This window comes from Achromobacter sp. 2789STDY5608615, assembly GCF_001298995.1.
Classification (GTDB): domain Bacteria; phylum Pseudomonadota; class Gammaproteobacteria; order Burkholderiales; family Burkholderiaceae_B; genus Achromobacter; species Achromobacter insuavis.
Map to the genome: position 1 here is coordinate 1 of NZ_CYTY01000047.1, position 13,576 is coordinate 13,576.

General features: G+C 71.6%; 12 protein-coding genes and 2 pseudogenes. 9 read left to right on the forward strand and 5 right to left on the reverse strand.

Translation table 11 applies throughout. The features are described from left to right. From AOZ49_RS27240 to AOZ49_RS27250, 4 genes and pseudogenes are all read right to left on the reverse strand, one after another. A pseudogene (locus tag AOZ49_RS27240) lies at positions 1 to 257 on the reverse strand (lytic murein transglycosylase); the annotation flags it as partial. 201 nt (positions 258 to 458) lie between these two features. Next, complete coding sequence (locus AOZ49_RS33720) at positions 459 to 869, reverse strand: MATE family efflux transporter (protein WP_231690453.1); 411 nt, start codon at positions 867 to 869, stop codon at positions 459 to 461. 457 nt (positions 870 to 1,326) lie between these two features. Continuing rightward, positions 1,327 to 1,800 (reverse strand): annotated as a pseudogene (locus AOZ49_RS33725) (MATE family efflux transporter); the annotation flags it as partial. A gap of 27 nt (positions 1,801 to 1,827) precedes the next feature. Next, positions 1,828 to 2,514, reverse strand: a complete 687-nt coding sequence (locus tag AOZ49_RS27250) for a hypothetical protein (protein ID WP_231690454.1) — start codon at positions 2,512 to 2,514, stop codon at positions 1,828 to 1,830. Positions 2,515 to 2,626: 112 nt separating this feature from the next. Here AOZ49_RS27250 and AOZ49_RS27255 point away from each other — a divergent pair, with 112 nt between their 5' ends. The 8 genes from AOZ49_RS27255 to AOZ49_RS27290 all read left to right on the forward strand — a co-directional run bounded on the left by AOZ49_RS27255 (position 2,627) and on the right by AOZ49_RS27290 (position 12,080). Beyond that, positions 2,627 to 3,547, forward strand: coding sequence for a LysR family transcriptional regulator (locus tag AOZ49_RS27255; RefSeq protein ID WP_054478862.1), 921 nt, complete (start codon positions 2,627 to 2,629; stop codon positions 3,545 to 3,547). Between the two features lie 8 nt (positions 3,548 to 3,555). Beyond that, positions 3,556 to 4,506 carry an adenosine deaminase gene (locus tag AOZ49_RS27260; protein WP_054435212.1) on the forward strand — a complete coding sequence of 317 codons (951 nt, stop codon included), beginning with the start codon at positions 3,556 to 3,558 and terminating at the stop codon, positions 4,504 to 4,506. A 163-nt stretch (positions 4,507 to 4,669) separates the two neighbouring features. Next, positions 4,670 to 5,935 carry a carboxylesterase/lipase family protein gene (locus tag AOZ49_RS27265; RefSeq protein WP_054435215.1) on the forward strand — a complete coding sequence of 422 codons (1,266 nt, stop codon included), beginning with the start codon at positions 4,670 to 4,672 and terminating at the stop codon, positions 5,933 to 5,935. A 55-nt stretch (positions 5,936 to 5,990) separates the two neighbouring features. Beyond that, complete coding sequence (locus tag AOZ49_RS27270) at positions 5,991 to 6,941, forward strand: Bug family tripartite tricarboxylate transporter substrate binding protein (protein ID WP_054478864.1); 951 nt, start codon at positions 5,991 to 5,993, stop codon at positions 6,939 to 6,941. 99 nt (positions 6,942 to 7,040) lie between these two features. Continuing rightward, positions 7,041 to 8,534, forward strand: a complete 1,494-nt coding sequence (locus tag AOZ49_RS27275) for an MFS transporter (RefSeq protein ID WP_054435221.1) — start codon at positions 7,041 to 7,043, stop codon at positions 8,532 to 8,534. A gap of 179 nt (positions 8,535 to 8,713) precedes the next feature. Continuing rightward, on the forward strand, positions 8,714 to 10,102 hold the full coding sequence (locus AOZ49_RS27280) for an amidohydrolase (protein WP_054478866.1): 1,389 nt from the start codon (positions 8,714 to 8,716) through the stop codon (positions 10,100 to 10,102). A 92-nt stretch (positions 10,103 to 10,194) separates the two neighbouring features. Continuing rightward, complete coding sequence (locus tag AOZ49_RS27285) at positions 10,195 to 11,172, forward strand: Bug family tripartite tricarboxylate transporter substrate binding protein (protein ID WP_054478869.1); 978 nt, start codon at positions 10,195 to 10,197, stop codon at positions 11,170 to 11,172. Further along, entirely contained in the window at positions 11,169 to 12,080 is a 912-nt protein-coding gene (locus AOZ49_RS27290; protein ID WP_054478871.1) for a BMP family ABC transporter substrate-binding protein, read from the forward strand. Before AOZ49_RS27285 ends, AOZ49_RS27290 begins: the two co-directional genes overlap by 4 nt. Here the strand turns inward: AOZ49_RS27290 and AOZ49_RS27295 are convergent. Next, positions 12,061 to 12,567: a GNAT family N-acetyltransferase gene (locus AOZ49_RS27295; protein ID WP_054478873.1), complete on the reverse strand. Its 507-nt coding sequence runs from the start codon at positions 12,565 to 12,567 to the stop codon at positions 12,061 to 12,063. The genes AOZ49_RS27290 and AOZ49_RS27295 overlap by 20 nt on opposite strands. Before the next feature lie 171 nt (positions 12,568 to 12,738). On the opposite strand from AOZ49_RS27295, the gene AOZ49_RS27300 reads away from it, so the two are divergent. Next, positions 12,739 to 13,542: an aspartate dehydrogenase gene (locus AOZ49_RS27300; RefSeq protein WP_054478875.1), complete on the forward strand. Its 804-nt coding sequence runs from the start codon at positions 12,739 to 12,741 to the stop codon at positions 13,540 to 13,542. Positions 13,543 to 13,576: the final 34 nt, after the last annotated feature.

Sequence of the window (13,576 nt, forward strand, 5' to 3'; positions counted from 1 at the left end):
GGGGCGGCGCGCGTATCGTCCGGGACGGCCGCGGGCGCGGCGGCCGGGGCGGCGGCGGGCGTGGCCGGATCGTCGAAGCTGCGCTTGGGCGTCAGCGTCGGGCCGGACGTGGCGGGCTGGGCCCCGGGACTGCGCGTGCCGGTGGCGGAAGCAGGCGACTGGGCCTGGGCGGCGCCGACGGCGGCGACGCAGAACGCGGCGGCGAGGACCGCGCGCGCAAGGGGATCGATTCGGGCGCGAAGGAGACGCTGTCGCATGGCAATCCTGAAAAATCGAAGTCAGCCCGGATCGTACCGCGACCGGGCGCCGAAATCGAATGGCCTGGACGGGGCGCCGCCGGACCGTGGATTCCCCGGCGGGCGATGCCGGAACGGCCGTGACGCACAGCCCCTGGCCATGCCGGAACGGCCGCGACGCACGGTCCCTGGCCAGGCCGGAACCGTCGCGGGGGCGCCGTCTCAGGCCGGGCCGGGCGCCAGGCTGGCCGGTGGCTGGCGCAACACCCGCCGGCAGAGCGCCAGCGCCAGCAGGCTCGACAGGGCGAAGCCCAGGGTCTGCCCCAGCAGCACGCCCTGCGCGCCGCCGTAGTGGGCGCCGACCCACACGAACGGCAGCGTGCCGACGGTGGCGCGCAGCCAGCCGATGGCGGTGGCATAGGTGGCGTAGCCCAGGTTGTTGAACACCGCCACGGATACGAAGAACACGCTGTTGATCGCCCAGATGAAGCTGGCGTAGCGGCAGAAGATCAGCACCAGGTCGCGACCCGGCCCGGTGACCTGGAACAGGTCGGGAATCCACGGCGCCAGCAAGGCCAGCAGCGTGGCCGCGCCGAAGCCATAGGCCAGCGCCAGGCCGAGCGTGATGCGCACGGTCTGCCGCACCCGCGGCCACTGCCCCGCCCCCCAGGTTCTGGCCCAGGATCGGGCCGATGGCGCCGGGCAGCACGAAGAACAGCGAGTACGACAGTTGCAGCACCCGGTCCACCACGGTCGCGCCGGCCATGACGCTGGGACCGAAGCCGGCGTAGGTGGAGGCGGTGAAGACCACCGCCGCGGGCGTGGCCAGCGCGCTCAGCGTGGCCGGCAGCGCGATGCCGCCGACGGCGGCCAGATCGGCGCGCAGGCTGGCCCGCGCCGGCCGCGCCACCAGCCGGTAGCGCCCGAACACCAGCCAGGCGCCCAGCGCCACCGTCGCCACGCGACCGACGCCGCCGGCCCAGGCCACGCCGCGCATGCCGCCGTCGAACACGAAAATCACCAGCGGATCCAGCGCCGCCACGGTGGCGGTGCCGGCCAGCAGCACCCACATCGACTGGCGTCCGCGACCGGCGGCGCGCAGCAGGTTGGACAGCATCATGCCCAGGCCCATCGCCACCGAGAACGGCGCGGTGATGGCCACATAGGACAGCAGCAACGCCCGCACGTCCGGCGCCAGCCCGATCGCCCGCGTGAACGGCCCGATCGCCAGCAGAAACACCGCCGCCGACAGCAGCGTGGCCGCGCCCATCAGCACCAGCGAGGCCGCCGCCAGCCGGCGCGCGCGCAAGGCATCGCCGGCGCCGAGGGCGCGCGACACCTGCGCCGCGCCGCCCACGGTCACGCCGATGCAGATCGACGTGATGGTGAACAGCGTCATCGAGCCGAAGCCCACCGCCGCCAGCACCGCCTCGTCGCGCAGCGTGCCCAGGTACAGCAGGGTCAGGAATTCAACGGCGAACACGGCCAGCATGCTGGCCCAGCCGGTCAGGACCATCTCGAGCACATGGCCGCGCAACGGTCCGGAGACGAAACGCGCGGACATGGCGGCGGCGGCGTCCAGGCGGCTCTCCTAGCGCGGCGCGAACCAGTATTGCGCGCGGACCTCATCCGACGAATACCAGGGCAGCAGGCCGATGCTCTGCGACTCGCGCTGCACGGTCACCAGCAGCCCGCCCGCCAGCGGCCGCAGCAGCGCCATGGTGCGGTACATGCCCATCGATTCGTACTGGTGCCAGTCGCGCCGGGCGCTGATCCAGAAACGGCCCTGGGTACAGCCGCTGAAGCGCTGGATGCCGGGCACGTTCTCGCCCGGCGCATCGGGATCGGCGGCGCCATCGCGTTGCCGCAGCAGGTCGGCGCTGCCGCCGCCCAGGCCGTCGTCGGCCTCGACGCGCCAGCCGCCCGCGACGCTGACCAGGGTCACGCTGGCGGCCGCCGTGGGGCGCCAGGCGCGCTCGGCGGTGTCGCGCAGGCCGGGCAGGCCGAGCGTGTCGGCCAGGAAGCGTTGCAGGTCGGCGGCGCCGGCCATGGCCTTGCCGTCACGCAATTCGCCGGCGGCGCGATAGCGGCCGGCCAGGTCCGGGCACTGCGCCGGATCCGAGGGCAGCACCAGCGCCGCGCCATCCTTGAAGGGCGGCCACTCGACCCTGACCCCGTCCACCGTCGACGTGCCGCATCCGGCCAGCGCCGCCAACGCCAGGAAGGCCGCCAGCCGCCGCGCGGCCAGCCCCAGGGTGGCGCCCATCATCCTCGTCATTGCCCGCTCCCCTCCGTTTCCATGGCGAGCAACTATACCGAAACCCGTCCGCCGCGTTGCCAAGGCTCCGGCGCCGGAGAATAATCGGCGCATCGCTACTCTGCCGCCCGCCATGACGCCCTTCAAAGGAAAACTCCGCACCCGGCACCTGGAGATCGTGCTGACGGTCGCCGAGCTGGGCAACCTGTCCAAGGCGGCGGCGCAGTTGCACAGCACGCAGTCGGGCCTGTCGCGCGCCATCGCCGAGATCGAGGAACCGGTGGGCACGCGGCTGTTCGAGCGCACCGCCCGCGGCACCAGCTGTACGCCGCTGGGCGAGGCCATGTGCCGCCACGCGCGCCAGCTGCTGACCGGCTTTCGCAAGGCCGAGATCGACCTGGCGGCGCTGTTGCGCGGCGACGAGGGCAGCCTGACGGTGGGCTGCTTCTCGATGTTCGCCGGCTGGCCGGTGGCGCAGGCCGCCTCGCGCTTTCGCGAGCGGCATCCGCGCATCACGCTGACGCTGGAGATCGGCACGCACGAGCGCCTGATCGAGGACCTGGACGCCGGCGCGCTGGACGTACTGATCAGCCGCTTCTCGTCCACGGTCGATCCGCGCATCTACCGCTCGGCCACCCTGCTGGAAGACGCCGTGGTGCCGGCCTGCGCGCCCGCCCATCCGCTGGCCGAACGGCCCGAGGTCACGCTGGCCGATTGCGTCGCCTACCCGTGGATCACGGCGCTGCCCGGCAGCCGCATCCGCGGCGAGCTGGAAATGCTGCTGTTACGGGAAGGCCTGCCGATTCCGGATATGATCGGCGCCCTATCCCTGGAATTCGGCCGCGAACTGCTGACGGTCGGACCCTATCTGTGGATGCTGCCCGGCAGCGTCGCGGCGGTGCGCGCCGCGCGCGGCGAGGTGGTGGTGCTGGCGCCCCGTCCCGCCCTGCGGCGCTCGCCGCTGGCGGCCATCTGGCGCCGCGACCGGCCCAGCACCCGCCAGGCCCGCGCCTTCGCCGACACGCTGGCCGAGGCCATCCAATCTTCTTCTTAGGAGCGCCCATGTACGACTGGCTCAACACCCTGCCCAAGGCGGAACTGCACCTGCACCTGGAAGGCACGCTCGAACCCGAGCTGCTGTTCCGGCTGGCCCACCGCAACGGCGTGGCGCTGCCATGGCCGGACATGGACGCCCTGCGCGCCGCCTACAACTACGGCAACCTGCAGGAATTCCTCGACCTGTACTACCGCGGCGCCGACGTGCTGCGCACCGAGCAGGATTTCTACGACCTGACCTGGGACTACCTGGTCAAGTGCCACGAGCAGAACGTGGTGCACACCGAGCCCTTTTTCGATCCGCAGACCCACACCGACCGCGGCGTGCCGTTCAAGGTGGTGCTGGACGGCATCAGCCAGGCGCTCGAAGACGGCCGCAAGAAGCTCGGCATCAGCAGCGGCCTGATCCTCAGCTTCCTGCGCCACCTGCCCGAGGAGCAGGCCATGCGCACGCTGGAAGAGGCGCTGCCCTACCGCGACGCCTTCATCGCCGTCGGCCTGGACAGCAGCGAAAAGGGCTTTCCGCCGCGCCTGTTCCAGCGCGTCTTCGACCGCGCCCGCGCCGAAGGCCTGCCGGCCGTGGCCCATGCGGGCGAGGAAGGCCCGCCCGAATACATCTGGGAGGCGCTGGACCTGCTGAAGGTGCTGCGCATCGACCACGGCGTGCGCGCCGCCGAGGACCCGCGCCTGATGGCGCGCCTGATCGACGAACAGATCCCCTTGACGGTATGTCCGCTGTCGAACACCCGCCTGCGTGTGTTCGACCACATGTCGCAGCACAACATCCTGTCGCTGCTGGACGCCGGCGTGAAGGTCACGGTCAACTCCGACGACCCGGCCTACTTCGGCGGCTACGTCACCGAGAACTTCCACGCGCTGTACGAGCACCTGGGCATGAGCCAGGCGCAGGCCCAGGCGCTGGCCGACAACAGCATGGATGCGCGCATCCTGAAGTAGCCCCGGCCGGCAGCCCCGGTCGCGGCACGGGGTATGCGGGTTGCGCATGGCCCGGTTCGAAACCGGCATGTCTGCCCGCCCCCTTTCGTCCCTACCATAGTCCCGAGCGGATGGCGGCCCTGCATGCCGTCCGCCGGAAACCAGGACGACAAGGGACCAGACCATGACTGACACCGTTCAGGCCGACCTGCGCGCCGGCAGGTTGACCGGACTGCGCGACGGCGACGCCTGCCGCTTCAGCGCCATTCCATATGCCGAACCGCCCGTGGGCGCGCTGCGCTTCGCGCCGCCCCAGCCGGCCCGCTGGCGCGGCCCGCGCGATGCCACCCGTCCCGGCAGCGTGGCGCCGCAACTGCCCTCGCGCCTGCGCGGCGCCATGGGCGACTTCGACGCGCCGCAGGCCGAAGACTGCCTGCACCTGACGGTGTGGACGCCCGCCGCCGACGCGCGCCGCCGGCCGGTGGTGGTGTGGCTGCATGGCGGCGCCTGGCAAAGCGGCGGCGGCGCGCTCGACTGGTACAACGGCGCGCGCCTGGCGGCGCGCGGCGACGTCGTGGTGGTGGCGGTGAACTACCGGCTGGCCGCGCTGGGCTGGCTGCACGTGCCGGGCGAGACCGCCAACGTCGGCCTGCTGGACCAGGAATGCGCCATCGACTGGGTGCTCGACAACATCCAGGACCTGGGCGGCGACCCGGCCCGCGTCACGTTGATGGGCCAGTCGGCCGGCGCCTCGTCGATCTGCGCCATGCTGGCGCGGCGGCCGCGCTTTGGCCGCGCCATCCTGCAGAGCGCCGCGCTCGGCCGCGGCTTTCGCAGCAGCGCGCAGGCCGCGGCGCTGGGCCAGGCATTCCTGGCCGCCGCCGGCGCCGACACGCTCGAACACGCCCGCGCGCTGCCGGTCGAGCGGCTGCTGGCGGCGCAGCAGGCGCCCGCGGTCATCGCGGCCCTGCAGGCCGAAAGCAGCCGCCGCAGCCTGTTCGGCCCGGTGCTCGATGGCCAGGTGCTGCCGGCCGACATCGCGCCGGCCTTGCGCCAGGCGGCTGGCCGCGCCGACGTGCTGGTCAGCTACACCCGCGACGAAATGGCGGCGTTTCCCGGCGGCGACGGCCCCGACTGCGCGGCCGCCAGCGAGGCGGTGTTCGGCGCGCCATCGCGCCAGTGGGCCGCGGATGCCGCCGCCCAGGGCCGCCAGGCCTGGCTGGCGCGCTTCGACGTGGCGCCCACGACCCGTTTCCAGGCCTGCCACTGCATCGAGCTGCCGTTCGTCTTCGACACGCTCGCGGCCTTTGCCGACGCGCCCATGCTGCAAGGCCTGGCGCCAACACAGGCCGCCGCGCTGGCGCAGACCACGCAACGCGCCTGGATCGCTTTCATTCGCGGCGAAACGCCCGCGTGGCCGGCCGCGCCGCACCTGGAACGGCTGGCCTGAAGTCCCGCGCCGGGCGCATGACCCGGCGCGTCCAACATCGACAAGGGGAATACCAATGCTCAAGCCATTCGCCATCGCGCTCGCCCTGCTGCTGCCCGCCGCCGCCGGCGCGGCCTATCCGGACAAGCCGGTCAAGATCATCGTCTCCAATCCGCCGGGCGGTCCGGTCGACGTGATGCTGCGCGTGCTCGCCAGCAAGCTGTCCACCGCCTGGGGCCAGGCGGTGGTGGTGGAAAACAGGCCCGGCGCGTCCGGCATCATCAGCACCGGCGCGCTGGTCAAGTCGGCGCCGGACGGCTACACGCTGGGCATGGTGGTGGCGTCGTCGGTGACGATCGTGCCGTTCGCGGTCGACCACCTGCCGTTCGATCCGCAAAAGGACCTGCAGCCGGTGGCGCTGGTGGCGCGCACGCCGTTCCTTTTCATCGTGCCCAGCGACAGCCCCATCAAGACCTGGCAGGACTTCGTGCGCGAGAGCAAGGCGCGCAACCTGACGGTGGGTTCGTTCTCGATCGGCACCGCCTTCCACCTGGTGTGGGAGCAGACCGCCCGGCGCGCCGGCATCAAGGCGCTGTACATCCCGTCGTCCTCGTCCGGCAAGACGCAGAACGACCTGATCGGCGGCCAGCTCGACGTGGGGCTGGATGCCCCCTCCAGTTCGAAAGGCCTGATCGACAGCGGCCGCCTGCGGGCGCTGGCCATCACCAGCCCGCAGCGCTTTCCCGGCCTGCCGGACACGCCCACGCTGCGCGAGTCGGGCATGGGCGACTACGCGCCGCAACCATGGATCGGCCTGATGGCGCCGGCCGGCGTGCCGGCCGACCGCGTGGCGCGGATCCAGCAGTCGGTCGCGGACATCCTCAAGGAACCGGCGATGAAGGCGCAGATGGAAACGCTGGGCATGATTCCGATCGGCGGCAGCGCGCAGGAGCTGGCCGACACCATCGCCGCCGATCGCGCGCAGATGGAGCCACTGATCAAGGAACTGGGGATCAAGCTGCAGTAGGCGCGCCAGCGCGGGCCGGGGGAAGCCCGTTCACTCTTTATTGACCGACGGTCAGTCATTTATTAGAATGCGGTCATCCCCTTTCTTCCGGCCATCCGCATGACTCCCAATCGCCGCCGCGCCCTGGTGTTCGCCGTCAACCTGGGCAGCTTCATCACCATCCTGGACATCAGCATCGTCAACGTCGCCCTGCCCACCATGCAGGCGGCGCTGCGCATCGACATGGCCGGCCTGCAATGGGTGGTGGACGCCTACGCCCTGTTCCTGTCGGCCTTCATGCTGTCGGCCGGCCCGCTGGGCGACCGCTACGGCCGCAAGCGCTCGTGGCTGGCGGGCGTGGCGCTGTTCACGCTGGGCTCGGCGTTCTGCGGGATGGCCGACAACCTGCCGCTGCTGCTGGCCGGGCGCGCGGTGCAGGGCGTGGCCGGCGCGCTGCTGATCCCGGGCGCGATGTCGCTGCTGACGCAGGCCTTTCCCGATCCCGCCGAGCGCGCCCGCGCCATCGGCCTGTGGGCGTCGTGCAATGCCATTTCGCTGATCGTCGGCCCGATGCTGGGCGGCCTGCTGGTGGCGCACTTCAGCTGGCAGAGCATCTTCCTGATCAACCTGCCGGTGGGCGTGGTGGCGATCGCGCTGGGCGCCTGGGGCATCCAGGAAAGCGCGCATCCCGAGCACGCCGCCTTCGATCCAATCGGCCAGGCCCTGAGCGTGGTCTGGCTGGGCGCGCTGACGTATGGCCTGATCACCGCCGGCGAACACGGCTGGCAGGCGCCGGCCACCCTCGCCGCGCTGGCCGTGGCCGCGCTCGGGCTGATCGCCTTCCTGTGGGTCGAGCACACCGTGGCGCGCCCCATCCTGCCGTTGGGCCTGTTCCGCGACGCCGGCTTCGCCAGCACCAACTTCGCGTCGTTCGTGATGGGCTTCGGCGCCTACAGCAGCCTGTTCTTCTTCTCGCTCTACCTGCAGCACGTGCGCGGCCTGTCACCGCTGGAAGCCGGCTGGCAGCTGGCGCCGCAATTCGTGGCCACCGGGATCGTGTCGACGGTGTTCGGCCGGCTGACCCCGCGCTTCGGCCTGCCGCGGCTGATGATCGCCGGCTACGCCATGGTCGGCGCGGCCATGCTGGGCATGATGAGCTTCGACGCCCACACGCCCTACGCGCTGTCGGGCTCGCTGATGGTGCTGCTGGGACTGGGCATGGGGCTGTCGGTGCCCGCCACCAGCATGGCGGTGATGGCGACCGTGCCGCGCGAGCGCTCGGGCATGGCGTCGGCCACCATGAACGCGCTGCGCCAGACCGGCATGACCATCGGCATCGCGCTGCTCGGCGCGTTGATGAGCGGCCGCGCGATCGATGGCCTGGCCACGGCGCTGACGCGGCTGGGCCAGCCGGATGCGCAGGCGGTGGCGCGCATCGCGGTCACCCAGCACGTCCTGCCGGCGCAGCCCGATGGCGTGGCGGCGCTGTTCGCCGATGCGCTGGCGGGCGGTTTCCATGCCGCCATGGCCGGCGCCGGCGCGGCCTCGCTGCTGGCGGCGCTGCTGCTGTTGTGGGTCACGCGCGGCGCGCGGCCGGTGTTGCGAGCGGCATGAATGGATGCCGGGGCGGGCGCACGGAACCCAGGCTGGACGCGGAATTCCAGCGCATGGAATTCCAGCGCCCGGAATCAAATCGCGCCGTTCTTAAGCAGGCGTAACAAGCGCGCCGCCGTGCATGCGCTCCGGTAAGATCTCCGCCCAATAACAGGTTAACAACCAAGAGGAGACATGCCATGCAACACCGCAAGATCCTGTTCCGCCTGGCGCCGTTGGCGCTGGCCGCGCACCTGGCGCTGAGCGGCGCCGCCGCCGCGCAAAGCGCGCCGGGCACGCAGGGGCCGCTGGCGCCGGCGCCCGCCCCCGAACTGGCCGCGCAGATCGACCAGCGCGCCAAGGCCATCGAGGACAAGCTCATCGCCTGGCGCCGCGACATCCACCAGCACCCCGAACTGGGCAACCAGGAAACGCGCACTTCCAAGCTGGTGGCCGACCATCTGCGCGCGCTCGGCATGGAAGTGAAGACCGGCGTGGCCGGCACCGGCGTGGTGGCGCTGCTCAAGGGCGGCAAGCCCGGCCCGGTGGTGGCGCTGCGCGCCGACATGGACGCGCTGCCGGTCAAGGAACAGGTCGACGTGCCGTTCGCCTCCAAGGCCAAGGGCACCTACCTGGGCAAGGAAGTGGACGTGATGCACGCCTGCGGCCACGACGCCCACACCGCCATCCTGATGGCCACCGCCGAAGTGCTCGCCGGCATGAAGGACCAGCTGCCCGGCAGCGTCAAGTTCATCTTCCAGCCGGCCGAGGAAAGCCCGGCCGACTTCGAGCCGGACGGCAAGAATATCTGGGGCGCCAAGATGATGGTGCAGGAAGGCGTGCTGGACAATCCCAAGGTCGACGCGATCTTCGGGCTGCATGTCTCCAGCAGCTATCCGGTGGGCAAGCTGTCGTGGCGCAGCGGCCCGGCGATGGCCGCCGCCGACCAGTTCTGGATCGACGTCACCGGCAAGCAGACGCACGGCGCGCGGCCGTGGTCGGGCATCGACCCGATCGTGGTCAGCTCACAGATCATCCTGGGCCTGCAGACCATTCCCAGCCGCCAGATCAACAGCATGCTGGAGCCGGCCGTCATCACCGTGGGCGCCATCCACGGCGGCAACCGCATGAATATCGTGCCGGACAGCGTCGCCATGACGGGCACCATCCGCACGTATGACGAGGGCATGAAGAAGGACATCCACCAGCGCATCGCGCGCACCGCCACGCAGATCGCGCAAAGCGCGGGCGCCAAGGCGGACGTGCGGGTGGTCGAGCTCTACAACGCCACCGTCAACAACCCCGGCCTGACCGAGGAAATGGGCGCGACGCTGCGGCGCGTGGCGGGCGAAGGCAACTACGGCCTGCAACCCAAGTCGACGGCGTCCGAGGACTTCTCGTTCTACCAGGAGAAGGTGCCGGGCATGTTCTTCTATCTCGGCGTCACGCCCAAGGACGTCGATCCCGAGACGGCCGCGCCCAATCATTCGCCGCGTTTCTACGTGGACGAATCGGGCCTGATCAACGGCGTGCGGGCGCTGTCGAACCTGACGGTGGACTACATGGCCAAGGCCAAACAAGGCAGCTAGCGCCCGGCATAAGCAAACCGCCATAAAGTCTTTGTGGCGGACGGCATGGTTTCCTACAGTACGGCCCTTTGCCGCCAAAGCGCCGACCCGCCATGCCGATCTCCCGCCGCCGATTCCTGCTTGCCAGCACGCTGGCCCTGCCGCTTGCGCGTCCGCGCCGGGCGCGCGCCGCCGCCTGGCCCGAACGGCCCATCCGCCTGGTGGTGACGTTTCCGCCGGGCGGCGCCAGCGACATCGCCGCGCGCGTCATCGCGCCGGCGCTGGGCGACCTGCTGGGGCAATCGATCGTCATCGACAACCGTCCCGGCGCCGGTTCCACCATCGGCGCGACGCAGGTGGCGCAGGCGCCGGCCGACGGCTACACCCTGCTGATGTCGAACTCGGCGCCGCTGTCGATCTCGCCCGCGCTGATGCCGCAGCACAACTACGACCCGCTGGCCAGCTTCCGCCACGTGGCCTACCTGGGCGCGGTGCCGACCGCGTTCGTGGTGCATCCGTCGGTGCCGGTCGAGACCTTCGCGCAACTGACCGAGTGGATCAAGGCGCAGCCGGCGCCGGTGCAGTACGGCAGCGGCGGCCTGGCGTCGGTCGGCCAGATCGTCGGCGAACTGTACGCGCGCCAGACCGGCGCGCGGCTCGAACACATTCCCTACAAGGGCTCGGGCGCGATGCGCAACGACCTGCTGGGCGGACAGATCCGCTTCGCGGTGGATGCGCTGCCGCAGAACCTGCCGTTCCTGCGCACCGGCCAATTGCGCCTGCTGGCCGTGACCACCGCGCAGCGCGTGCCGCAGGCGCCGGAGATTCCGGCGGTGGGCGAACTGGGCTATCCCGGCCTGGTGGCCGAGAATTTCGTCGGCCTGTCGGGCCCGGCGGGCCTGTCCGACGCCGTCAGCGAACGCCTTTACAACGCCTTGACGCAGGTGCTGCGCACCCCGGAGATCCGCGCCAAGCTGGAAGGCCAGGGCTTCGTGCTGGCGCAGAAGTCATCCAGCGAATTCACCGACTTCGTGCGGCGCCAGGCCGAGGCCTGGGGACCGGTGGTGCGCGCCACCGGAGCCAGCCTGTGAGCGCGCGCCGGTTGCTGGCGCTGTTCGGCCAACCCGGCCGCGGCGGCTTCAACGAAGCCGCCGTCGAAGGCGCGGCGCGCGCCGCGCGCGCGGGCCAGCCGTTGCAGGTGGAATGGATCACGGCCAACGACCCCGACGCGCGTGCCGCGCGCCTCGCGGACCTGTGCGCCGCCGCGCCGGACCTGGTCATCGTGCATGGCGGCCAGGGCGATGCGCCAGTGGCGCGGGTTGCGCCGCGCTTTCCGCGCACCCAGTTCGCCATCACCCAGGGCAGCCATCATGCGGCCAATGTCGCCTCGTATGAAATCCTGCAGGAGCACACGGCCTTCCTGGCCGGCGTGCTGGCGGGCCTGCGCGGCGGCGCCGCGCATCTGTCGGGGGAACGCGTGCGGCCGGGGCTGAAGGGCCGCGCCGCCTATGCCGATGGCGTGCGCCGCGTGCGCGGGCAGGATCCGCTGACGGGTTTCTGCGGCAACCAGCACGACCCGGCGCTGGCCGAGGCCTGGACCGACGCGCTGGCGGCCGACGGCGCCCGCGTGGTGTTCGCGATGATGGACGGCGGCCGCGACGGCATCAGCCGCGCCTGCCGCCGCCATGGCCTGTGGCAGATCGGCAATGTGCTGGACTGGGTGGCGCGCGATCCGGCCGTGTACCTGGCGTCGGCGCTGGCCGACTCGGGGCTGTGCGTGGAACGGGCCGCGGCCGATCACGCCGCCGGCGCGCTGCGGGTCGGCGCGGTCACGCATTTCGGCCTGGAAGCGGGCGCATCGCTGCGGCTGGCGCTGGGCGCGGACGTCAGCGCGGAGGAACGCCGCGCGCTGGACGACTGGTCTGCGCGGCTGGCGCGCGGCGAGATCGCGGTCGCGCCCGACTACACGGGACCGGAATTCACGCCGCCGGCCCGGTAGCCGCGAAGCCCGCGTGGTACGCCACCTCGCCCCGCGCCGGCTGGGTGAACGCCTGCGCCATGAAGTACTCCGGCGGCACGCCGGGGTAGGTCAGGGCCGGCGTCGCCGCGAAGCCGAAGCGCGTGTAGTACGCCGGATCGCCCATCACCACGCAGCCGGCCGCGCCGCGCGCCTTGAGCGCGGCCAGGCCAGCCTCGATCAGGGCCGCGCCGATGCCGCGCCCCTGCATCGCGGGCAGCACCGCCACCGGCCCAAGCCCATACCAATCCGCCGCGCCGTCGCTGATCGCGACAGGCGAAAAGGCGATGTGACCCACGGCCCTGCCGTCCTCGCGCGCCACCAGCGACAGCGTCAGCGCGCCGGCCGCGCGCAGCGCGTCGATGATGTAGCCCTCGGTCTGCTGGCTGTGGGGATGGTCCTGGAAGGCTTGCTGGGTCAACGCGAAGATGGCGTCGATGTCGTCGGGGGTTTCGGCGGAAATTCGCATGACCCTTCTCCTTGGCGATGAATGCATGGCACAGACCGCGAGTGTAAGCCCCGCGATGATTGACGCCCGCCCGGCCCCTCGCTACAGTGACCGCCGACCCTGGCCGGCCACGCTGCCGCCGGCCGGCCCGCGAACCTGACGGCGCCTCGCGCCCCTTCTCCGGAATCTTCCATGAACAGCTACCGCGTCGGCATCGCCGGCTTCGGCGCCATCGGCCAGGCCGTGGCGCAATCCCTGGATGCCGGCCTGCCCGGCCTGACGCTGGCCGCCGTGGCCGTGCGCGATCCCCAGGCCGCGCCCGCGGTGGCCTGGCGGAACGCCAAGCCGGTGTTCACCACCATCGGCGAACTGGCCGACCATTGCGACGTGGTGGTCGAATGCGCCCCCGCCGCCGTGTTCCGCGAACTGGCCGAGCCGGTGCTCACGGCCGGCAAGAAGCTGGTGGTGCTGAGTTCCGGCGCGCTGCTGCGCCACGACGACCTGATCGAGGTCGCGCGCCGCCACCACGGCCAGATCCTGGTGCCGTCCGGCGCCATCCTGGGCCTGGACGCGATCACCGCCGCCGCCGAAGGCGAGATCCACTCGGTCACGATGATCACGCGCAAGCCGGTGCGCGGCCTGCTGGGCGCGCCCTACCTGACCGACAACAACATCGACATCGACGGCATCACCGAGCCGCGCCTGATCTTCCGCGGTTCGCCGCGCGAAGCGGCGGTGGGCTTCCCGGCCAACCTGAACGTGGCGGTGAGCGTATCGCTGGCCGGCATCGGCCCGGACCGCACCACGCTGGAGATCTGGGCCGATCCGTCGCTCGAGCGCAACGTGCACCGCGTCGAAGTGGTGTCCGACTCCGCCTCGTTCTCGATGGAAATCCAGAACATCCCGTCGGCCAACCCGAAGACCGGCCGCATCACCGCGCAAAGCGTGATCGCGGCGCTGCGCAAGCTGACCGGCCCGCTGCGCGTCGGCACCTGAGCGACATCCGCGCACGACGGGCGCCGCCCGCGCC